Below are 19,845 nucleotides of genomic sequence, written 5' to 3' on the forward strand. Positions count from 1 at the left end.
GATCCCCTAGCGACGGAGGTGGTCACCGCTGGGCGTGTGCGTGGCACGGGCGGCGGCGGCCATGTCGCGCGGAACGTTACCGTATCGCGATCAGATGACCACTTCGACGGCTTCTCCCGGGGCCCGGCCCGAGACCCGCTCGGTCTCCAGCGCGCTCTGGAGGATCACCACGGCCGCCGCCTGGTCAACGACCGAGCGGCCCTTCTTCGATGTCACCCCGGAGGCGCGCAGCCCCTGGGACGCTGTGACAGTGGTCATACGCTCGTCGACGAGCCGGACCGGCACGGGTGCGACGCGGCGCGCCAACTCGCGCGCGAAGGTGCGCACCTTGGTCGCGGCCGGCCCCTCGCGCCCGCTGAGCGAGCGCGGCAGGCCGACCACGACCTCGATCGGTTCATACTCCTCGACGAGGGCCACGAGCCGCTTGTGGGCGGCCGGGATATCGCGTCCCGGCACGGTCTCCACGGGTGTGGCGAGGATCCCGTCGGGGTCGCACGAGGCGACCCCGATCCGGGCGTCCCCGACGTCGACGGCGATCCGCCTGCCGCGTCGCACGGCGATCAGGCCGATTCCGCGACAAGCCGCTCGACGGCCTCGATGGCCTCGCCGACGGCGCCCGCGTTCTGACCGCCGCCCTGGGCCACGTCCGGCTTGCCGCCGCCTCCGCCGCCGAGCGTCTTGGCGGCGGTGCGCACCAGGTCACCGGCCTTGAGACCGCGCTCACGCGCGGCCTCATTGGTGGCGATGACGGTCAGCGGACGGCCGCCCGCCACGGTGAAGAGAGCGACGACGGCCGGGCGGTCGCCCTGGATGCGCCCGCGCACGTCCAGGACCAGCTTGCGCAGATCGTCGGCGGAGGTGCCGTCCGGAACCTTGGCGGCGATCAGGGCCACGCCCCGGACGTCCTTGGCGCCCTGGGCAAGACCGGCGGCGGCCTGGAGCACCTTCTCGGCGCGGAACCGCTCGATCTCCTTCTCGGCCTCCTTGAGCTTGCCCAGCATCCCGGAGATCTTCTCCGGGAGCTCCTCCGGGCGGCCCTTGACCAGGTCGGTGAGCTGGGAGACGACCGTGTGCTCACGGGCGAGGAAGTTGTAGGCGTCCACGCCCACCAGGGCCTCGACCCGGCGCACACCGGAGCCGATGGAGGATTCGCCGAGCAGCTTCACCAGACCCAGCTGGGCGGTGTTGTGCACATGCGTGCCACCGCACAGCTCCTTGGAGAAGTCGCCGATGGTCACCACGCGCACCCGGTCGCCGTACTTCTCGCCGAACTCGGCGATGGCGCCCTGCTTCTTGGCCTCGTCCATGCTCATCACCTCGGCGGTGACGTCGAGTTCGCGCGAGAGCACCTCGTTGATCTTCTGCTCGACGTCCATGAGCACCGTGCCGGGCACGGCGGCCGGTGAGCCGAAGTCGAAGCGGAAGCGGCCGGGCGAGTTCTCCGAACCGGCCTGGGCGGCGGTCGGGCCCAGGGCGTCGCGCAGCGCCTGGTGGGTGAGGTGGGTGGCGCTGTGGGCGCGGGCGATGGCGCGGCGGCGGGTGATGTCGATCCGGGCGTGGGCACCGGCGCCGACCGTCACCTCGCCGACCTGGACGACGCCCTTGTGCACGCTGACACCGGGCACCGGCTGCTGGACGTCCCGGACCTCGACGACGGCGCCGGTGTCCAGCTTGATCCGGCCGGTGTCGGCGAGCTGGCCGCCGCCCTCGGCGTAGAACGGGGTGCGGTCCAGGACGACCTCGACCTCGTCGCCCTCGGTGGCGGCGGGCGAGGAGACCCCGTCGACCAGCAGGCCGACGACGGTGGACTCGCCCTCGGTGTAGGTGTAGCCGGTGAATTCGGTCAGGCCGGAGGTGTCGGCCACCTCGCGGTAGGCGGACAGGTCGGCATGGCCGGTCTTCTTGGCCTTGGCGTCGGCCTTGGCGCGCTCCCGCTGCTCCTTCATCAGCCGGCGGAAGCCGTCCTCGTCCACCGAGAGGCCCTGTTCGGCGGCCATCTCGAGGGTGAGGTCGATCGGGAAGCCCCAGGTGTCGTGGAGCAGGAACGCCTTGTCGCCGGCGAGCACGCTGCCGCCGGCGGCCTTGGTGTCGCTGACGGCGGTGTCGAGGATGTTGGTGCCGGCCTTGAGCGTCTTGAGGAAGGCCGACTCCTCGGCGAGGGCGACCGTCTCGATGCGCTTGCGGTCGGTCAGCAGCTCCGGGTACTGCTGGCCCATCGTCTTGAGGACGACATCGACCAGCTCGCCGACGACCGGATCGGTGGCGCCGAGGATGCGCATGTTGCGGATGGCCCGGCGCATGATGCGGCGCAGCACATAGCCGCGGCCCTCGTTGCCGGGGGTGACGCCGTCGCCGATGAGCATGACGGAGGTGCGCATATGGTCGGCGACCACGCGCAGCGAGACGTCGGAGTCATGGGTGGCGCCGTAGGCGACCCCGGTCAGCTCGGTGGCCTTGTCCATGACGACGCGAAGGGTGTCGGTCTCGTACATGTTCTGTACGCCCTGGAGGATCATCGCGAGGCGCTCGAGGCCGAGTCCGGTGTCGATGTTCTTGCTGGGCAGCTCGCCGAGGATCGGGAAGTTCTCCTTGCCCTCGCCCGGCCCGCGCTCGTACTGCATGAAGACCAGGTTCCAGATCTCCACGTAGCGCTCGTCGTTGACGGCCGGGCCGCCCTCCTCGCCGAACTCGGGACCGCGGTCGTAGTTGATCTCGGAGCAGGGGCCGCAGGGGCCGGGGACGCCCATGGACCAGTAGTTGGGGCCCATGCCCAGGCGCTGGATGCGCTCGGCGGGGACGCCGATCACCTCGCGCCAGATCCGCTCGGCCTCGTCGTCCTGCTCGTAGACGGTGATCCACAGCCGCTCGGGGTCGAGGCCGTAGCCGCCCTCTTCCTGGGAGCTGGTGAGCAGCTCCCAGGCGTAGGTGATGGCGCCTTCCTTGAAGTAGTCGCCGAACGAGAAGTTCCCGCACATCTGGAAGAAGGTGCCGTGGCGGGTGGTCTTGCCGACCTCTTCGATGTCCGGGGTGCGGACGCACTTCTGCACGCTGACGGCGCGGTCGAAGGGCGGCTTGACCTCACCGAGGAAGTACGGCTTGAAGGGCACCATGCCGGCGGGGACCAGCAGCAGCGTCGGGTCGTCCGCGATGAGCGACGCCGAGGGCACGACGGTGTGCCCGCGCTCTTCGAAGAAGCGCAGCCAGCGGCGGCGGATTTCAGCCGACTCCATCAGTGGTCCTCATTTCCGGCTTTGTGGATCTTGTAGGAAGTGGTCTGGGTGAGCTGGGCCCGGCCCCGCTGGGCGGGCAGCTGCTTACGGTCGTCCGGCGGCGGCGCGGAGAGCCCGAGCGCGTCCTTGAGCGCGGCCTCGCGGTCGGCCATCCCGTCCCGTACGTCGAGGGCGAAGACCTTGATCCGCCGCCCCGCCAGCACCGCGCGGTCGGCGGCCTGCGCCGCCAGGCTCTCCGGGGTGAGCTGGTTGAGCTTGCGGTTGACCTTGGTGGTGGCCCACACCCCGGCGGCGACGCCGGTGGTGAACCAGAATGCGCGGCGGAACATCCGGTCTGTCAGCCCTTCGATCCACGGTTGCGGCGCCCGCCCCAGCGGGCGGACGGCAGGGTCTTGCCGATGACGACGGTGCGCGCGGGCGCGGGCTCGTCCTCCGGCCGCCCCTTGCGGCCGATCGCCCGCCGGACGCCGTAGCCGAACGCGGCCACCTTGACCAGCGGGCCGCCGAAGGCGGTGGAGACGGTCGAGGAGAGCGCCGAGGCGTTGGAGGTGACCTCCTGGACATCGGCGGCGATCGAGTCCACCCGGGCCAGCTGGGTGTTCGCCTCGCGCACGGTCGCGGACGCCTCGCTCAGCAGCGGGACCGCCTGGTCGGTGACCTCCGCCACCAGCCGGGTGGCCGCCTTGAGCGTCTGGGCCAGCCTCACCAGCGCCAGGGCGAGGAAGGACACCAGGATCGCCCAGAAGACGGCCACGAGGATCCCGGCCACCTCTCCACCGGACACGTCGCACCGCTCCCTGTCGCCGCTCGTCGTCGTTGACCGTGTTGGTCGTGTTGGTCGTGCTCGTCGTGATGAGCCGTGATGACTCGTCGTTCGGAGTCCTTCGCCGCCCGCCGCTCTCGGGCGGTATCCGGGTGCGGGCGGCAGGTATCGACCTTATCGCGCCGCGGAGGCGCACCCGAAACGGATAAGGGCCGCCGGCCCGCCCGGCCCGGACCCGCCACCGGACGAGCCCGCGGGTTCCCCGCCGACCGGTGTCGAGGGGAACCCGCGGGCTCGGGTGCGTACCGTCCGCTCCGCCGGATCAGCGGGCGTAGTACTCGACGACGAGCTGCTCGTCGCAGATCACCGGGATCTCCTTGCGGTTGGGGTCCCGGTCGAGGCGGAAGGCGAGCGCCTTCAGGTTGACCTGGAGGTAGCGCGGGGTCTCGCCGTCGGGGGCGTAGCCACCCTCGCGCGCCACCTGGAAGGGGTGCTTCTCGCGGCTGCGCTCGCGGACCATCACCACATCGTCCGGGCGGACCCGGAAGGACGGCTTGTCGACCTTGCGGCCGTTGACCTCGATGTGGCCGTGGGTGACCATCTGGCGGGACTGGTAGATGGTGCGGGCGATGCCCGAGCGCAGAACGAGCGCGTCCAGACGGCGCTCGAGCTCCACGACAAGAGCCTCGCCCGTCTTGCCCTCGGCCTTGCGAGCGCGGTCGTAGGCGCGGGCCATCTGGCGCTCGCTGATGTCGTACTGGGCGCGCAGCCGCTGCTTCTCCAGCAGCCGGACCTTGTAGTCACTGGTCTGCTTGCGGCCGCGGCCGTGCTCGCCCGGCGGGTACGGGCGGGCCTCGAAGTACTTGACGGCCTTCGGGGTCAGAGCGATGCCCAGCGCCCGCGACTTCTTGACCTTGGGACGCGACTGGTTCACGGGGAACGAACCTCCATGTAAGTTAGGTGAGCCTTACCTTAGCCGAGGAGAGCGCATGTTTCGACCTGGGATCCCCCTGCCCAGCACTGGAAAGAGCCCCGAGGAGGGTCAGCCGCGTCCCAAGGAAGACGCCCTGCGGCCAACGGCGGCAGAGCGTGTACGTACTCTCGTTGAATCCAAGGCTACGGCTTCGTTGACGATTCCCGGAATCGAGGCCCTGGACGAACTGGGGGCGGACGGCCCGGCCGCCCGTACGGTCGCTCCGGACGGGGATGTGGTGCTCCTGGTCCCCAGCGGCTCCCCCGCCGCACGTGCCGCCGCGCACGCCCAGGACGACGAGCTGACCTGCGTGATGGAGATCACCGACGTCGCTCCCGTCGCGATGCCGCACCGGATCCGCGGCCGCGCCTGGGTGGCCGGCTGGCTCACCCCCGTGCCCTGCGGTGAGCGCACGCGGGCCGCGGCGGCGCTGCTGGCCGAGCGGCATCCGGTGGGCGAGCTGCTCGGCATCGACCAGGCGCCGCGGCCCCGGCGGTCCGGTAGGCCGGCCGCCGGGGTGGGGCCCGCCGGGCGAGCCGCCTGGGCACTGCTGCGGCTGGAGGTCGGCGAGGCGTGTGTGGACGACCTGTGGGGCGCGGACGGCGTGGAGCCGGACGACTTCTCGACCGCCGAACCCGATCCGCTGATCCGGCACGAGGCCGATCTGCTCCAGCATCTGCACGCCGCCCACGGCGACCAGGTGCGCGGGCTGTGCGCGCTGCTCGGCGACCGCTCCGACATCGTCTGCACCCGGGGCGCGGCCACCCCGGTGGCCCTGGACCGCTTCGGACTGCGGGTGCGCTTCACGGACGAGGCGGACCGGCCGTTCGACGCGCGCTTCGACTTCCCCGAGCCGGTGCGGAACGTGACCGAGCTGCGGTACGCGATGCACGCCCTGTTCGACGCGGCGGCGGGCTGAGGCCGTCCGCCGCGACGAGGCCGGGGCCGGTACGACGAGCGCCGGGGCCCGTACGGCGGGGCCGGGGCCCGGCCGCTACGACGAGGCCGGGGCCTGGCCGTCGGCGGACGGCGGCGGGTCGCCCCGCAGCCGCGCCCGGACCCGCTCCACCACATCCGCGTACCGCGCCTCGGCCCCGTACCGTGTGGGCTCGTAGTACCGCTTGCCGTGGATCTTGTCCGGTGCGTACTGCTGCGCCGCGATACCGCCCGGCAGATCGTGCGGATAGAGATAGCCCTGTGCGTGGCCGAGCTTCTTGGCGCCCTGGTAGTGGCCATCGCGCAGATGCGGCGGCACCGGTCCGGCGAGACCCGCCCGCACATCCGCGAGCGCCGCGCCGATCGCCGTGGTCGCGGCGTTGGACTTGGGCGCGAGCGCCAGGGCGATCGTGGCGTGGCTCAGGGTGAGCGCGGCCTCCGGGAAGCCGATCAGGGCGACCGCCTGCGCCGCCGCCACCGCGGTGGGCAGGGCGGTCGGATCGGCCAGGCCGATGTCCTCGCTCGCCGAGATCATCAGCCGGCGGGCGATGAACCGCGGATCCTCCCCCGCCTCGATCATCCGGGCCAGATAGTGCAGCGCCGCGTCCACGTCCGAGCCGCGGATGGACTTGATGAGGGCGCTGGCCACGTCGTAGTGCTGGTCGCCGGCCCGGTCGTACTTCACCGCGGCCCGGTCGACCGCCTCCTCCAGGGAGGTGAGCGTGACCTCGGGCTCGCCCTTGTCCAGGGCCGCCCCGGCGCCCGCCTCCAGCGCGGTGAGCGCCCGCCGGGCGTCGCCGCCCGCTATGCGCAGCAGATGCGCCTCGGCGTCCTCGGGGAGGGTGACGGCCCCGCCGAGGCCGCGCTCGTCGGTGAGCGCGCGCCGCAGCAGCCCGCGCAGATCGTCGTCGGTCAGCGGCTCCAGGGTGAGCAGCAGCGAACGGGAGAGCAGCGGGGAGATCACGGAGAAGTACGGATTCTCGGTGGTGGCCGCGATCAGTGTGACCCAGCGGTTCTCCACGGCGGGCAGCAGCGAATCCTGCTGGGCCTTGCTGAAGCGGTGGATCTCGTCCAGGAAGAGCACGGTGTCCCGCCCGTACGCCCCCGAGGAGCGGCGCGCGCCGTCGATGACGGCCCGGACCTCCTTGACCCCCGCGGTGATGGCCGACAGCTCGACGAACCGCTTCTGGGTGGCCTGGCTGACCACGTACGCGAGCGTGGTCTTGCCGATGCCCGGCGGGCCCCAGAGGATCACCGACGACGGCCCGGCAGGACCGCCACCGCCCTCGCCCACGAGCCGCCGGAGCGGGGATCCGGGGCGCAGCAGATGCTGCTGGCCCACGACCTCGTCAAGGGTGCGGGGACGCATCCGCACGGCCAGCGGGCTGCTGGCGGGGTCCTTCTCCTGGCGGTCCTCTGCGGCGGCGGTGAACAGGTCTGGCTCCACGTGGGAAGCCTATGCCAACCCTCCGACAACGCCGCCGGACCCAGGGGCCGGAAGGCAATGCCGCCGCCCCCAGGGTCCGGAAGGTGCGGGCTCAGCCCTGCGCGCCCGTCCAGAAGTCCCACCAGCGGGTCAGGATGAGCATGCCGATCACGCCGATCCACAGCACCGGGATCACCCAGTGGAACTCCATGAGCCCGCGCCGCAGCCCGTCCGGTGCCGGGAGGTAGCCGTGCTTGAGGTTGTGGCCGGTGACGTAGCAGAACATCACGATGGTGGCGACCCAGGCCAGGCAGCACCACAGGCACAGCGAGCCGATGACGTAGAGCGACTCGTGCTGGAGCCAGGTCACGAAGCCGACGCCGAAGAGCGTGCCCGCGTTGAAGGTCAGCCAGTACCAGCGCGGGAAGCGCGCCCCGGTCAGCAGGGACACGCCCACGCAGATCACGATGGCGTAGGCGACGAGGCCGAGCATCGGGTTCGGGAAGCCGAACGCCTGCGCCTGGTCGCTCTCCATGATGTTGCCGCAGGAGACGACGGGGTTGAGGCTGCACCCGGGCGTGAAGACCTTACCGTCGGCCTTGTACTCGAGGATCTTGTTCTTGTCGATCGTGATGACCCAGGCGGCGAGGAGGCCCAGCGCACCGGTGATCACGAGCAGGAGGGCGAAGGCGCGGCTGCCTCCCGTCCCGACCCGCGCGCCCTCCCGCGCCTCGCCGGACTCCACATCGTCCATCACTGTCGTCGCCATACTCGCCGTCCGTCGCTCTCCACCGTGTCCAGCCCCGTCGGGCACGGCCATTCTGCCGCACCCCCTGCCGCCGTGTGTCGCGTTCAGCCCGGACATGCCATGGTGCCCTGTCCCCCGTTCGGAGGACATAAGACGGGCTTTCCGGTCGTGCCCGGGACCGGCGCGGCACCGTCAGCCTCATGGGTATGGCAGATGAAGCGGTACGGGTGCGCGGGCTGTGCAAGCGCTATGGCGCGGTGACCGCGCTGGACGGCGTTGACCTGGGCATCCGGCAGGGTGAGGTGTTCGGCATCCTGGGGCCCAACGGGGCGGGCAAGAGCACGACGGTGGAGATCCTCCAGGGCCATCGGAGCCGGGACGCGGGCGAGGTCACGGTGCTGGGCCGGGATCCCGCCTCCGGGGGACGGCGGTGGCGTTCCCGGATCGGCATCGTTTGGCAGGATGAATCCGCCCCGGCCGAGTTGACGGTGCGGGAGACCGTGCGGCATTTCGCCCGCTACTACCCGCGGTCGCGCGACCCGGAGGAGGTCGTCGGGCTGGTCGGGCTCGAGGACAAGGCGGGCAGCCGGATCAAGGCGCTGTCGGGCGGGCAGCGGCGCCGGCTGGATGTGGCCCTCGGGGTGATCGGCGATCCGGAGCTGCTGCTGCTGGACGAGCCGACGACGGGCTTCGACCCGGCGGCGCGGCGGCAGTTCTGGGAGCTGATCCGGCGGCTGGCCGACGAGGGCACCACGATCGTGCTCACCACCCACTACCTGGACGAGGCCGAGGCGCTGTCCGACCGGCTCGCGGTCATCGCCACGGGCAAGGTCGTGGCCGAGGGCGCACCCGCCGGGCTGCGCGAGCGGCACGGCGGCCGGGCGACGGTCCACTGGAGCGAGCCGGGCGGCGGGGCTCGCCACGAGGAGACGGAGACCCCGACCCGTACCGTCGCGGAGCTGATGCGCCGCTTCGACGGGGAGATCCCAGGGCTGCGGATCTCCCGGCCGACCCTGGAGGACGTCTATCTGCGGCTCACCGGACAACTCGACGAGCAGCCCGGGGAGGCCGCGCTATGACCACCACGACCACCACCTCCTCCGGCACCCGGCGCGCCGCCGGGCCCGCCCCCGCGCGGCTGCCCGGCGCCTGGACCCTCGGGCTGCACCGGGGCGCCCTCGAGCTCAGGCAGTTCTTCCGCCAGCGCGAACAGGTCGTCTTCACCTTCGCCTTCCCCGTCGTCTTCCTGGCCCTGTTCGCGTCGATCTTCCGGGACGATGTGCGGGGCGCGGGCGTGACCGCCTCCCAGCTCTACGCCGCGGCGATGATCGCGTCGGGGGTGATGTCGACCAGCTTCCAGTCGCTGGGCGTCTCCATCGCGCTCGAACGGGACGAGAAGGTGCTGCGGCGGCTGCGCGGTACGCCGATGCCCCCGGCCGCGTACTTCCTCGGCAAGCTGTGGCTGGTCCTGGTCTCCGGGATCGCCGAGACGGTGCTGCTGCTGGCCGTCGGCACGGCCTGCTTCGATCTCGAGCTGCCCACGGGCGCGGCCACCTGGTTCACCTTCACCTGGGTCTTCGCCCTCGGGCTGACCGGCTGTGCGCTGCTGGGCATCGCGATCAGCAGTGTGCCGCGCTCCGGTAGGAGCGCCACCTCGGTGGTGGTCCTGCCGTTCCTGGTGCTCCAGTTCATCTCCGGCGTCTTCATCTCGATCGACACGCTGCCGGACTGGATGCTGAACGTGGGCGCCCTGTTCCCGCTGAAGTGGATGTGCCAGGGGTTCCGCGGGGTGTTCCTGCCGGAGTCGGCGGCCGTGCTGGAGCAGGCGGGCTCGTGGGAATACGGCCGGATCGCCCTGGTGCTGGGCGCGTGGTGCGTCGGAGGATTGGTGCTGTGTCTGCTGACCTTCCGTTGGAAGAGCCACCGGGACGGCTGAGCGAACCGGCCGGCCCTCGCGATCCCGACGTGTACAACCGCACCTACCGCCGCTGGGACGTCTATTTCGCGATCGTGTTCGCGGCCACCTTCCTGTTCGTGCTGAGCGGATCGGACCTCGGGACCGGACCGCGCGTGGTCGCGGTGGCCTTCTTCGCCGCGACCGCGCCGTGGTATGTGCTGGTCGGCCGGGCGGTGCTGCTCACCGAAGGCGATGACCAGCCCCGCGCGGTGGCCTATCTGGTGGGGCTCTTCCTGCTGTTCGTGGTGCCGTCCGCGCTGGTCGGCGAGACCCGGATCGCCATCTTCGCGCTGACGCCGCAGTGCTTCATGCTGCTGCGGATGCGCAGGGCACTGATCGCCGTCACCGTGATCAACATCGCCCCGGTGGTGGTCTGGGCGCTCGTGGAGCGGCCGGACTCCGGGGATCTGTTCTTCAACTCCCTCTTCGCGGCCGTCTCATGCGCCTTCTCACTGCTCATCGGCAGCTGGATCATCATGGTCCTCCAGCAGAGCGCCGAGCGCGCCCGGCTGATCGCCGAACTGGACGCCAGCCGCGAGGAGGTGGCCCGGCTGTCGGCCGCGCACGGCGCCCTCGCGGAACGGGATCGGCTGAGCCGGGAGATCCATGACACCCTCGCCCAGGGCTTCACCAGCCTGCTGATGCTCGTTCAGGCCGTGGAGTCCGAGCTGGACCACGATATGCCGCTGGCCCGCGGCCACTTGGGCCTCATGGCCCGTACGGCCCGGGAGAACCTCGCCGAGGCCCGCGCCCTGGTCGCCGGGGCGGGCCCGGCCGACCTGGACGGCAGTTCGCTCCCGGACGCGCTGCGGCGGCTGGCCGCGCGGCACGGGGAGCAGACCGGCTCCCCCGCCCGCGTCGAGGTCTCGGGGGCGGTACGGCCGCTGCCCGCCGCCGTGGAGGTGGTGGCGCTGCGCGGCTGCCAGGAGGCGCTGGCCAACGCCCGCCGGCACGCCGGGCCGGGCGCGGCGGTGACCATCTCGCTCGGCTACGGCGAGGACGCGCTGCGGCTGCGGGTCGAGGACACCGGCCGCGGCTTCGACCCGCGCGCCCCGCGCGAGGGCTACGGCCTGGCCGGGCTGCGCGCACGGGCGGCCGAGGTGGGCGGCACGGCCGAGGTGGCCGCCGCCCCGGGCGAGGGCACGGCGGTCGCGCTCGAACTGCCCGTCCGGCCACCCGCCCCCGTCCCCCATCCCTCCCGGCCGACGGCACGAACGAGGAGCGCACTGTGATCCGGATCCTGATCGCGGACGACCATCCGGTGGTGCGGGAGGGGCTGCGCGGCATGCTCGGCGCCGAACCCGATCTGACGGTCGTCGGCGAGGCGGCGAGCGGGCCGCGGGCGGAGGCGCTGTGTGCCTCGCTGCGCCCCGATGTGGTGCTGATGGACCTGCGGATGCCGGACGGCGACGGGGTGGAGTCGATCGCCCGGATGACCGCCGCCGGGCTGCCCTCCCGGGTGATCGTGCTGACCACGTACGAGACGGACGGGGACATCCTGCGCGCGGTGGAGGCGGGTGCGGCGGGCTATCTGCTCAAGGACATGCCCCGCGCCGAACTCGCCGAGGCCGTACGCTCCGCCGCCCGCGGTGAGACGGTGCTGGCCCCGTCGGTCGCCGCCCGGCTCATGGACCAGCTGCGCGACCGGCCCGAGCGCCCCCGCCTCTCCGAACGTGAGACGGCCGTGCTGCGGCTGGTCGCGGAGGGGTGCACCAACGCGGAGATCGGCCGCCGTCTGTTCATCGGCGAATCGACGGTGAAGACCCATCTGCTGCGGGCCTTCGGCAAGCTGGGCGTGGACGACCGCACCGCGGCGGTCACCAGCGCGATGCGGCTGGGGCTGCTCTAGAGCGGCGTAAGGGGCCCGGGAACCTCCCCGGGCCCCTTACGGCGGCGTCGCTCAGCCGAGGCGCGAGCGGACCGCCTCGACCACCTCGGCCAGCGGCACCGGCGCCTGCTCGCCGGACTCCATGTCCTTCAGCTGGACCACGTCCTCGGCGAGGTCGCGCTCGCCCGCCACGATCGTGTAGCGCGCACCGCTGCGGTTGGCCGCCTTCATCGCGGCCTTCAGACCCTTGCCGCCGTAGGCGAAGTCCGTGGCGACACCCGCCGTGCGGAGCTCGCCGACCACGCCGAAGAGGACCTTCCTGGCCTCTTCCCCCAGCGGCACCGCGAAGACGCTGACGGCGTCGGGCAGGTCCAGCTCGATGCCCTCGGCCTCCAGCGCGAGCACCGTACGGTCCACACCGAGCGCCCAGCCCACCGACGGCAGCGCCGGACCGCCGATCATCTCGGACAGCCCGTCGTAGCGGCCGCCGCCGCCGACCGCGGACTGCGAGCCCAGCCCGTCGTGGACGAACTCGAAGGTCGTCCGGGTGTAGTAGTCCAGGCCGCGCACCAGCTTGGCGTCGTCCTCGAAGGTCACGCCCCGCGCGGTGATCAGCTCGCGGACCTCCGCGTGGTACGCCTTGCACTCCTCGCACAGGTAGTCGCGCAGCAGCGGGGCGTCGGCCAGCTGCTTGCGCACCGCCTCGCGCTTGTCGTCCAGCACCCGCAGCGGGTTGATCTCGACGCGCCGCCGGGTGTCCTCGTCCAGGTCCAGGGCGCGCAGGAAGTCCTGGAGGGCGGCCCGGTAGACGGGGCGGCAGGTGGCGTCGCCCAGCGAGTTCAGCAGGATGCGGAAGTTCCGCAGCCCGAGCGAGCGGTAGGCGTCGTGGGCCAGGATGATCAGCTCGGCGTCCAGGGCCGGGTCCTCGGCGCCGATCGCCTCCGCGCCGACCTGCGAGAAGTGGCGGTAGCGACCCTTCTGCGGCCGCTCGTAGCGGTAGTACGAGCCCGAGTACCAGAGCTTGACCGGCAGGGATCCGGCCTTGTGCAGATTGGCCTCCAGGGCGGCGCGCAGCACCGATGCGGTGCCCTCGGGGCGCAGCGCGAGCTCGTCACCGCCCTTGGTGGTGAGGGTGTACATCTCCTTGGTCACGATGTCGGTGGACTCGCCGACGCCGCGCGCGAAGAGCTCCACGTTCTCGAAGCCGGGGGTCTCGATATAGCCGTAGCCGGAGCGCTTGAGCGGTGCGGCGATCGCCTCGCGCACCGCGAGGAAGGTCGCGGAGGCCGGCGGGATCAAGTCGTACGTGCCCCGGGGGGCCTTGAAGGTGCTCAACGGAAGTCTCTCGTCACATTCCTCGTCGCGGAGCCGGGCGCCGGGCGCCGTCTCCCAGGCCGGCGGCCACCTCCCGCAGAAACGGGTTGGTGGCGCGCTCACGGCCGATGCTGGTCTGGGGGCCATGGCCGGACAGCACCACGGTCGAGTCGTCGAGCGGCAGGACCACACGGGCCAGCGACTCGAGGATCTCGGCGTGATCGCCGCCGGGCAGATCGGTGCGTCCGATGGAGCCGGCGAAGAGCAGATCGCCCGAGAAGAAGACGGACGGGGTGTCCGCCTGCTCGGGCATCCGGAAGGTCACCGACCCCTTGGTATGGCCCGGGGCGTGCGCGACGGTGAGCTCCAGACCGGCCAGCTTCAGCTCGGCGCCGTCCGTCAGCTCCCTGACGTCGTCCGGCTCGCCCACGGTCAGATCGCCCAGCAGGGGCATGCCGACGGAGCGGGGAAAGGCCCTCTCGGGCTCGCTCAGCAGGATGCGGTCGGACGGGTGGATCCAGGCCGGTACGTCATGGGCGCCGCACACCGGCATGACCGAGGCGATGTGGTCGATGTGCCCATGGGTGAGGACGACGGCGACGGGCTTGAGCCGATGCTTGGCGACCGCCTCCTCGACTCCCTGGGTCGCCTCGACGCCCGGGTCGATGATCACGCACTCCTCGCCCGCCGCGGGAGCGACCAGGTAGCAGTTGGTCCCAAACGATCCGGCGGGGAACCCGGCAATGAGCACGATCGTCCTTCACTGTCGTCCGGTGGAAGATTGTCGGCGGCTTCAGAGCCTACCGGCGGCGCCCCTGCCACAGCGAACCCGTATACGGTACGGCCGAGCCCTCGTACACAAACAGCAGCACATCGACGGCACACGCCATGAGGAGACGACCCGGTGGTCAGTAACGAGCAGCGGCGGCGGCAACTCGCCCGGGAGAAGTACCTTCGGCAGCAGCAGCGGCGCGAAACGGCCCGGCGCAAGTCACGTCAGCGCAATGTGGTGATCGCCGCCGTGCTGGCCGTGGTCCTGGCCGGGGGCGGGGCCGTGGCGGCCACGGGCGCGCTGGCCGGGAACGACAAGGACAAGAAGGACGACGCCGCCGCGTCCGCGACCCCCTCGGCCGCCCCCTCGAGCAAGGCTCCGGACCCCTGCGCCAAGGAGGCGAAGGCGGTCGCAGGCGAGAAGCCCAAGAAGATGTCGTGGAAGAAGGAGCCCGAGGTCACGGTCGACAAGTCGGCTTCCTACACCATGAAGCTGGAGACGACCTGCGGGGACATGTCGGTGACCATGGACGCCGGCAAGGCGCCGCACACGGTCAACTCCTTCGACTTCCTGGCGGGCAAGGGCTACTTCGACCACACCAAGTGCCACCGGCTGGTGAACTCGGGGATCTACGTCTTGCAGTGCGGTGATCCGCAGGGCACCGGCGCGGGCGGCCCCGGCTACACGCTCCCGGACGAGAACCTGAAGGACCCCTCGATCAAGGGCGGCAAGTACCCGGCCGGCACCGTCGCCATGGCCAACCAGTACAACCCGCAGACCAAGCAGGGCAAGAACACCGGCGGCAGCCAGTTCTTCCTGGTCTACAAGGAGAGCGAGCTCCCGCCGTACTACACGCCTTTCGGCACTGTGGACGAGGCCGGTATGAAGGTCCTGAAGAAGATCGCCAACGCCGGGGCGGGGGCCCCGGACCAGACGATGAACACCGCCCCGAACGCCAGCGTGGTGATCAACAAGGCGACGGTCGGCAAGTCCTGAGGTCGCCGACGCGCGTACTGCGAAATTTCGGTCGCGCAGGATACGGACAGCCGGGGCACCGGTCGCCTATGTTGGCGTTGTGCAGGGTGCCTGCCCCGGTGGCCGCCACCCTGAAGTGAGACCGGCCAGGGCGTATCCCGACCGGAAGAAACTGTGGACGATGCCGGCGGGCCGCGCGCCCGCCCCGGCATCATGTGGAGGAGGCGCTGTGAGCAGCGAGCCTTGGGGCCGCGTCGACGAGGCGGGGACCGTATACGTGCGTACGGCCGACGGTGAGCAGGTCGTCGGATCGTGGCAGGCGGGATCGCCGGAAGAGGCCCTCGCCTACTTCGAGCGCAAGTACGACGGTCTGGTCGTCGAGATCGGCCTCCTCGAGCGCCGGGTCAAAACCACCGATCTGTCCGCCAAGGACGCGACGGCCGCCATCGAGCACATCCGGCACCAGGTCGACGAGCACCATGTGGTCGGCGATCTGGACGCGCTGCGGAAGCGGCTCGACAAGCTGACCGGAGACGTCGAGTCCCGCCGCGAGCAGCGCAAGGCGGCCAAGGCGGTCCAGGCCGACGAGGCCCGCAGGGCCAAGGAGGAGCTGGTCGCCGAGGCCGAGCAGCTGGCCGCCAGCGAGCAGTGGCGGGCGGCCGGGGAGCGGCTGCGCGCCCTGGTGGACACCTGGAAGGGCCTGCCCCGCCTGGACCGCAAGACGGACGACGAGCTGTGGCACCGCTTCTCGCACGCCCGCTCGGCGTTCTCCAAGCGGCGCAAGGCGCATTTCGCGGCCCTGGACGCGCAGCGTGAGGACGCCCGTCAGACCAAGGAGAAGCTGGTCGCCGAGGCCGAGGCGCTCTCCGGCTCCACCGACTGGGGTCCCACCGCGGCCCGGTACCGGGAGCTGATGTCGGACTGGAAGGCGGCGGGCCGTGCGCAGCGCGAGGCCGAGGAGGACCTGTGGAACCGCTTCCGCGGTGCGCAGGACGTCTTCTTCCAGGCGCGCGGCGAGGTCTTCGCGGAGCGCGACGCCGAGCAGCGGGAGAATCTCACCCGTAAGGAGGAGCTCGTCGTCGAGGCCGAGAAGCTGCTGCCGGTCTCGGACCTGAAGGCGGCCCGCGCGGCCTTCCGGTCGGTCAACGAGCGGTGGGAGGCCATCGGCCATGTGCCGAGGGACGCCCGCGCCCGGATCGAGGGCCGGATGCACGCGGTGGAGCGCGCCATCCAGGACGCCGAGGACACGGAGTGGCGGCGGACCAACCCCGAGGCGCGGGCGCGCGCCCAGGGGCTCACCGGCCAGCTTCAGGACGCCGTCGACAAGCTGCGTACCCAGATCGACGCGGCCCGTGCGGCGGGGAACAACGCGAAGGCCGACAAGCTCTCCAAGGAGCTCGAGGGCCGGCAGGCGCTGCTGGACCAGGCGCTGAAGGGCCTCCAGGAGTTCGGCGGCTGATTCGCTGATCCGGCCGATACGGCGGCGGCCCCCGGCGCGAAGGTGCCGGGGGCCGCTTCGTCGTATGCGCCCGCCGCCGTATGCGCTCGCCGCCGCCGTATGCGCCCCGTGGGGACGCGTTCTCAGCGGGCGCGGGCCGAGGTGACCCGGTAGACGTCGTAGACGCCCTCGACGCCGCGTACGGCCTTCAGCACATGGCCCAGGTGCTTGGGGTCGCCCATCTCGAAGGTGAAGCGCGAGGTGGCCACCCGGTCGCGGGAGGTCTGCACGGCCGCGGAGAGGATGTTGACGTGCTGGTCGGACAGTACGCGGGTGACGTCCGACAGCAGCCGGGACCGGTCCAGCGCCTCGACCTGGATGGCGACCAGGAAGACCGACGACTGGGTGGGCGCCCATTCGACGTCAAGGATGCGCTCGGGCTGCTGGGAGAGCGAGTCCACGTTGACGCAGTCCGCGCGGTGCACCGAGACGCCGCTGCCGCGGGTGACGAAGCCGATGATGGGGTCGCCCGGGACCGGCGTACAGCAGCGGGCCAGCTTGACCCACACGTCCTCGACGCCCTTGACCACCACGCCCGGATCGGCGCTGGAGCGGCGCTTGGTGCGGCGGATGGGCGGGGCGGTCTCGGCGATGTCCTCGTTGGCGGCGTCCTCGCCGCCGAGCGCCTGGACGAGCTTCTGCACCACGTTCTGCGCGGAGACATGGCCCTCGCCGATGGCCGCGTAGAGCGCGGAGATGTCGGGGTAGCGCATCTCATGGGCGAGGGTGACCAGCGAGTCCCCGGTCAGGATGCGCTGGATGGGCAGGTTCTGCTTGCGCATCGCCCGGACGATCGCGTCCTTGCCCTGTTCGATGGCCTCGTCGCGGCGCTCCTTGGAGAACCAGGCGCGGATCTTGTTACGGGCGCGCGGCGACTTGACGAAGCCCAGCCAGTCGCGGGACGGCCCGGCGCCCGCCGCCTTGGAGGTGAAGACCTCCACCAGGTCGCCGTTGTCGAGGGTGGACTCCAGGGGGACCAGCCGCCCGTTGACCCGGGCTCCTATGGTGCGATGGCCGACCTCGGTGTGCACGGCGTAGGCGAAGTCGACCGGGGTGGCCCCGGCCGGAAGCGCTATGACATCGCCCTTGGGCGTGAAGACGAAGACCTCGTTGCGGGACAGGTCGAAGCGCAGGGACTCCAGGAACTCGCCCGGGTCCTCGGTCTCCTTCTGCCAGTCCAGCAGCTGCCGCAGCCACGCCATGTCGTTGACCGCGTCGTCCTTGCCCGCCTTACGGGGCACATCGGTGCGCACCTTGGAGGCGCCGGCCACCGCCTCCTGCTTGTACTTCCAGTGCGCGGCGATGCCGTACTCGGCGCGGCGGTGCATGTCGAAGGTGCGGATCTGGAGCTCGACCGGTTTGCCGCTGGGCCCGATGACCGTCGTGTGCAGCGACTGGTACATGTTGAACTTGGGCATCGCGATGTAGTCCTTGAACCGCCCCGGCACCGGGTTCCACCGCGCGTGGATGGTCCCGAGCGCCGCGTAGCAGTCGCGGACGGTGTCGACGAGCACCCGGATGCCCACCAGGTCGTAGATCTCGGCGAAGTCGCGGCCGCGCACGATCATCTTCTGGTAGACGGAGTAGTAGTGCTTCGGTCGGCCGGTGACGGTCGCCTTGATCCGCGCCGCCCGCAGATCGCCCTGGACCTGGTCGGTGACGACGGCCAGGTACTCGTCGCGCTTGGGGGCCCGCTCGGCGACCAGCCGCACGATCTCGTCGTACATCTTGGGGTAGAGGATCGCGAAGGCGAGGTCCTCCAGCTCCCATTTGATGGTGTTCATGCCCAGGCGATGGGCGAGCGGGGCGTAGATCTCGAGGGTCTCGCGGGCCTTCTTCTCCTGCTTCTCCCGCTTGAGGTAGCGCATGGTGCGCATGTTGTGCAGCCGGTCGGCCAGCTTGATCACCAGCACCCGGGGGTCCCGGGCCATGGCGACGACCATCTTGCGCACCGTCTCGGCCTGGGCCGCCTCGCCGAACTTGACCTTGTCCAGCTTGGTGACGCCGTCCACGAGCAGGGCGACCTGGTCGCCGAAGTCCCGGCGCAGGGTGTCCAGGCCGTACTCGGTGTCCTCGACGGTGTCATGCAGCAGCCCGGCCATCAAAGTGGCCGGATCCATACCCAGCTCGGCCAGGATCGTGGTCACCGCGAGGGGGTGGGTGATGTACGGATCGCCGCTTTTGCGCTTCTGGCCGCGGTGCCAGCGCTCGGCCACCTGGTACGCGCGCTCGATCTGGCGCAGCGTCGAGGCTTCCGCCTTGGGGTCGTTGCCGCGCACGATGCGCAGCAGGGGCTCAAGCACCGGGTTGTACGGGCTGGAGCGCTGGACGCCGAGGCGCGCCAGACGGGCCCGGACGCGGTTGGACGAGCCGGAGCGGGGCGCGGGGCTCTGTACGGCGCGCGCGGGGGGTGTGGTGGCGGGCAGGCTGCTGCCGCGGCCCGTGGCCGGCTTCGGGCTCGTCTGCTCGGGGCCGCGCCGGGCCGGGCCGTCACCGCTGTTCCTGGGCACGCCGGAGGCCGCCGTCGGCTCGGCGGCGGTGGGCGCGTCCGGCTGCGCGGAGGCGGTTCCGCCCGGACGGACTTTGGGCGAGAGCGGCTGGGCCTCGTCTGGCAAGAGCACTCCTAGAGCGGTCCGGACCTCTAAAGGTCGGGCTGCCATGGTATCGATCCCGCCACTCCGCTTGCCTCTCGACCGCGAAGCCGGGCCTGACCTGGGCAGGAGGGCGGCATGACGAAGGGCGGGGAGCCGGCGGTGCGCCGTCCCCGCCCTCCGGCGGTCGTCTCGGCCCGGTACGCGGGCCCGTAACCCGGCTCAGACCGTGATCAGGGCCTCCAGCGGGGCGCTGTCGAGCGCGTCCAGCAGACGGCCGCGGCCGTCGAGGAAGCCGAGCTCCAGCAGCACGGCGACCCCGGCGATCCGGGCCCCGGCCCGCCGGATGAGCTGGAGGGACGCCTCGGCGGTACCGCCGGTGGCCAGCACGTCGTCGATCACCAGGACCCGGTCGCCGGGCGCCAGCGCGTCGGCGTGTATCTCGATCTCCGCGGTGCCGTACTCCAGCTCGTACGTCTGGCCGAGCGTCGCCCCGGGGAGCTTGCCGGCCTTACGGACCGGTACGAAGCCGATTCCGGCGCGGACGGCGGCCGGGGCGGCGAGGATGAAGCCGCGCGCCTCCAGGCCCACCACCTTGTCCGCCCGGTGCCGGACGCACAGCTCGGCGAGCGCCTCGGTCAGCGCGCCGAAGGCCGCGGCGTCGGCGAGCAGCGGGGTGATGTCCTTGAACATCACGCCCGGCTTGGGGTAGTCCGGCACGTCCTGGATCCGGCTGAGCAGCAGCGTGCGCAGCTCCTCGGCGGCGGGGCCGCCGAATCCGTCCGGGGCGCCGTCGGCCGGGGTCCGCGTGGTCTCCGTCATGGTTCAGGCTCC

At 71.5% G+C, this 19,845-nt stretch carries 18 protein-coding genes; 7 read left to right on the forward strand and 11 right to left on the reverse strand.

Annotated elements, in window-relative coordinates:
* Positions 1 to 90: 90 nt before the first annotated feature.
* The 5 genes from ruvX to rpsD form a co-directional block, all read right to left on the reverse strand.
* On the reverse strand, positions 91 to 561 hold the full coding sequence (gene ruvX / locus AB0E24_RS28120; protein WP_069869780.1) for a Holliday junction resolvase RuvX: 471 nt from the start codon (positions 559 to 561) through the stop codon (positions 91 to 93).
* Positions 561 to 3,230: an alanine--tRNA ligase gene (alaS, locus tag AB0E24_RS28125; RefSeq protein ID WP_069869779.1), complete on the reverse strand. Its 2,670-nt coding sequence runs from the start codon at positions 3,228 to 3,230 to the stop codon at positions 561 to 563. The genes ruvX and alaS overlap by 1 nt, the downstream gene beginning before the upstream one ends.
* Positions 3,230 to 3,559: a DUF6167 family protein gene (locus AB0E24_RS28130; RefSeq protein ID WP_069869778.1), complete on the reverse strand. Its 330-nt coding sequence runs from the start codon at positions 3,557 to 3,559 to the stop codon at positions 3,230 to 3,232. Before AB0E24_RS28130 ends, alaS begins: the two co-directional genes overlap by 1 nt.
* A gap of 8 nt (positions 3,560 to 3,567) precedes the next feature.
* On the reverse strand, positions 3,568 to 4,014 hold the full coding sequence (locus AB0E24_RS28135) for a DUF948 domain-containing protein (RefSeq protein WP_079153530.1): 447 nt from the start codon (positions 4,012 to 4,014) through the stop codon (positions 3,568 to 3,570).
* A gap of 301 nt (positions 4,015 to 4,315) precedes the next feature.
* Positions 4,316 to 4,927: a 30S ribosomal protein S4 gene (rpsD, locus tag AB0E24_RS28140; RefSeq protein WP_069869776.1), complete on the reverse strand. Its 612-nt coding sequence runs from the start codon at positions 4,925 to 4,927 to the stop codon at positions 4,316 to 4,318.
* A gap of 55 nt (positions 4,928 to 4,982) precedes the next feature.
* Here rpsD and AB0E24_RS28145 point away from each other — a divergent pair, with 55 nt between their 5' ends.
* A complete protein-coding gene (locus AB0E24_RS28145; protein WP_359381106.1) occupies positions 4,983 to 5,885 on the forward strand; it encodes a DUF2470 domain-containing protein in 903 nt (300 codons plus the stop codon).
* A 75-nt stretch (positions 5,886 to 5,960) separates the two neighbouring features.
* On the opposite strand, the gene AB0E24_RS28150 is transcribed toward AB0E24_RS28145, so the two are convergent.
* Together AB0E24_RS28150 and AB0E24_RS28155 are read right to left on the reverse strand one after the other, a co-directional pair.
* Positions 5,961 to 7,349, reverse strand: coding sequence for a replication-associated recombination protein A (locus AB0E24_RS28150; RefSeq protein WP_093705601.1), 1,389 nt, complete (start codon positions 7,347 to 7,349; stop codon positions 5,961 to 5,963).
* 91 nt (positions 7,350 to 7,440) lie between these two features.
* Entirely contained in the window at positions 7,441 to 8,097 is a 657-nt protein-coding gene (locus tag AB0E24_RS28155) for a vitamin K epoxide reductase family protein (RefSeq protein WP_435865329.1), read from the reverse strand.
* A gap of 179 nt (positions 8,098 to 8,276) precedes the next feature.
* Here AB0E24_RS28155 and AB0E24_RS28160 point away from each other — a divergent pair, with 179 nt between their 5' ends.
* The 4 genes from AB0E24_RS28160 to AB0E24_RS28175 are packed head-to-tail and all read left to right on the forward strand — an operon-like array spanning position 8,277 to position 11,882.
* Entirely contained in the window at positions 8,277 to 9,155 is an 879-nt protein-coding gene (locus tag AB0E24_RS28160) for an ABC transporter ATP-binding protein (protein ID WP_435865330.1), read from the forward strand.
* Entirely contained in the window at positions 9,152 to 10,012 is an 861-nt protein-coding gene (locus AB0E24_RS28165; RefSeq protein WP_174883258.1) for an ABC transporter permease, read from the forward strand. The genes AB0E24_RS28160 and AB0E24_RS28165 overlap by 4 nt, the downstream gene beginning before the upstream one ends.
* Positions 9,970 to 11,265 carry a sensor histidine kinase gene (locus tag AB0E24_RS28170; RefSeq protein WP_359381114.1) on the forward strand — a complete coding sequence of 432 codons (1,296 nt, stop codon included), beginning with the start codon at positions 9,970 to 9,972 and terminating at the stop codon, positions 11,263 to 11,265. The genes AB0E24_RS28165 and AB0E24_RS28170 overlap by 43 nt, the downstream gene beginning before the upstream one ends.
* Positions 11,262 to 11,882 (forward strand): response regulator, encoded by a 621-nt coding sequence (locus tag AB0E24_RS28175; protein ID WP_359381116.1) that lies wholly within the window; start codon positions 11,262 to 11,264, stop codon positions 11,880 to 11,882. Before AB0E24_RS28170 ends, AB0E24_RS28175 begins: the two co-directional genes overlap by 4 nt.
* Before the next feature lie 51 nt (positions 11,883 to 11,933).
* Here the strand turns inward: AB0E24_RS28175 and hisS are convergent, their stop codons facing one another.
* Together hisS and AB0E24_RS28185 are read right to left on the reverse strand one after the other, a co-directional pair.
* Positions 11,934 to 13,196 carry a histidine--tRNA ligase gene (gene hisS, locus AB0E24_RS28180; protein WP_069869770.1) on the reverse strand — a complete coding sequence of 421 codons (1,263 nt, stop codon included), beginning with the start codon at positions 13,194 to 13,196 and terminating at the stop codon, positions 11,934 to 11,936.
* A gap of 13 nt (positions 13,197 to 13,209) precedes the next feature.
* Complete coding sequence (locus tag AB0E24_RS28185; protein ID WP_069869769.1) at positions 13,210 to 13,926, reverse strand: MBL fold metallo-hydrolase; 717 nt, start codon at positions 13,924 to 13,926, stop codon at positions 13,210 to 13,212.
* Between the two features lie 153 nt (positions 13,927 to 14,079).
* Here AB0E24_RS28185 and AB0E24_RS28190 point away from each other — a divergent pair, with 153 nt between their 5' ends.
* Together AB0E24_RS28190 and AB0E24_RS28195 are read left to right on the forward strand one after the other, a co-directional pair.
* Complete coding sequence (locus tag AB0E24_RS28190) at positions 14,080 to 14,943, forward strand: peptidylprolyl isomerase (RefSeq protein ID WP_069869768.1); 864 nt, start codon at positions 14,080 to 14,082, stop codon at positions 14,941 to 14,943.
* Between the two features lie 208 nt (positions 14,944 to 15,151).
* Entirely contained in the window at positions 15,152 to 16,381 is a 1,230-nt protein-coding gene (locus AB0E24_RS28195; RefSeq protein WP_079259644.1) for a DUF349 domain-containing protein, read from the forward strand.
* 122 nt (positions 16,382 to 16,503) lie between these two features.
* On the opposite strand, the gene AB0E24_RS28200 is transcribed toward AB0E24_RS28195, so the two are convergent.
* Together AB0E24_RS28200 and AB0E24_RS28205 are read right to left on the reverse strand one after the other, a co-directional pair.
* Positions 16,504 to 19,035, reverse strand: a complete 2,532-nt coding sequence (locus AB0E24_RS28200; protein ID WP_069869766.1) for a RelA/SpoT family protein — start codon at positions 19,033 to 19,035, stop codon at positions 16,504 to 16,506.
* 198 nt (positions 19,036 to 19,233) lie between these two features.
* Positions 19,234 to 19,833, reverse strand: coding sequence for an adenine phosphoribosyltransferase (locus AB0E24_RS28205; protein WP_347234437.1), 600 nt, complete (start codon positions 19,831 to 19,833; stop codon positions 19,234 to 19,236).
* Positions 19,834 to 19,845: the final 12 nt, after the last annotated feature.

Origin of the sequence: Streptomyces malaysiensis subsp. malaysiensis (assembly GCF_040653035.1) — a bacterium.
Taxonomy (GTDB): domain Bacteria; phylum Actinomycetota; class Actinomycetes; order Streptomycetales; family Streptomycetaceae; genus Streptomyces; species Streptomyces malaysiensis.

What these genes read in the sequence shown, in the direction of transcription:
- AB0E24_RS28165 (WP_174883258.1), top strand. Translation starts at nt 9,152, where the DNA reads ATGACCACCACGACCACCACCTCCTCCGGCACCCGGCGCGCCGCCGGG.
- AB0E24_RS28205 (WP_347234437.1), bottom strand. Translation starts at nt 19,833, where the DNA reads ATGACGGAGACCACGCGGACCCCGGCCGACGGCGCCCCGGACGGATTC.
- AB0E24_RS28130 (WP_069869778.1), bottom strand. Translation starts at nt 3,559, where the DNA reads ATGTTCCGCCGCGCATTCTGGTTCACCACCGGCGTCGCCGCCGGGGTG.
- AB0E24_RS28160 (WP_435865330.1), top strand. Translation starts at nt 8,277, where the DNA reads ATGGGTATGGCAGATGAAGCGGTACGGGTGCGCGGGCTGTGCAAGCGC.
- AB0E24_RS28145 (WP_359381106.1), top strand. Translation starts at nt 4,983, where the DNA reads ATGTTTCGACCTGGGATCCCCCTGCCCAGCACTGGAAAGAGCCCCGAG.
- AB0E24_RS28155 (WP_435865329.1), bottom strand. Translation starts at nt 8,097, where the DNA reads ATGGCGACGACAGTGATGGACGATGTGGAGTCCGGCGAGGCGCGGGAG.
- alaS (WP_069869779.1), bottom strand. Translation starts at nt 3,230, where the DNA reads ATGGAGTCGGCTGAAATCCGCCGCCGCTGGCTGCGCTTCTTCGAAGAG.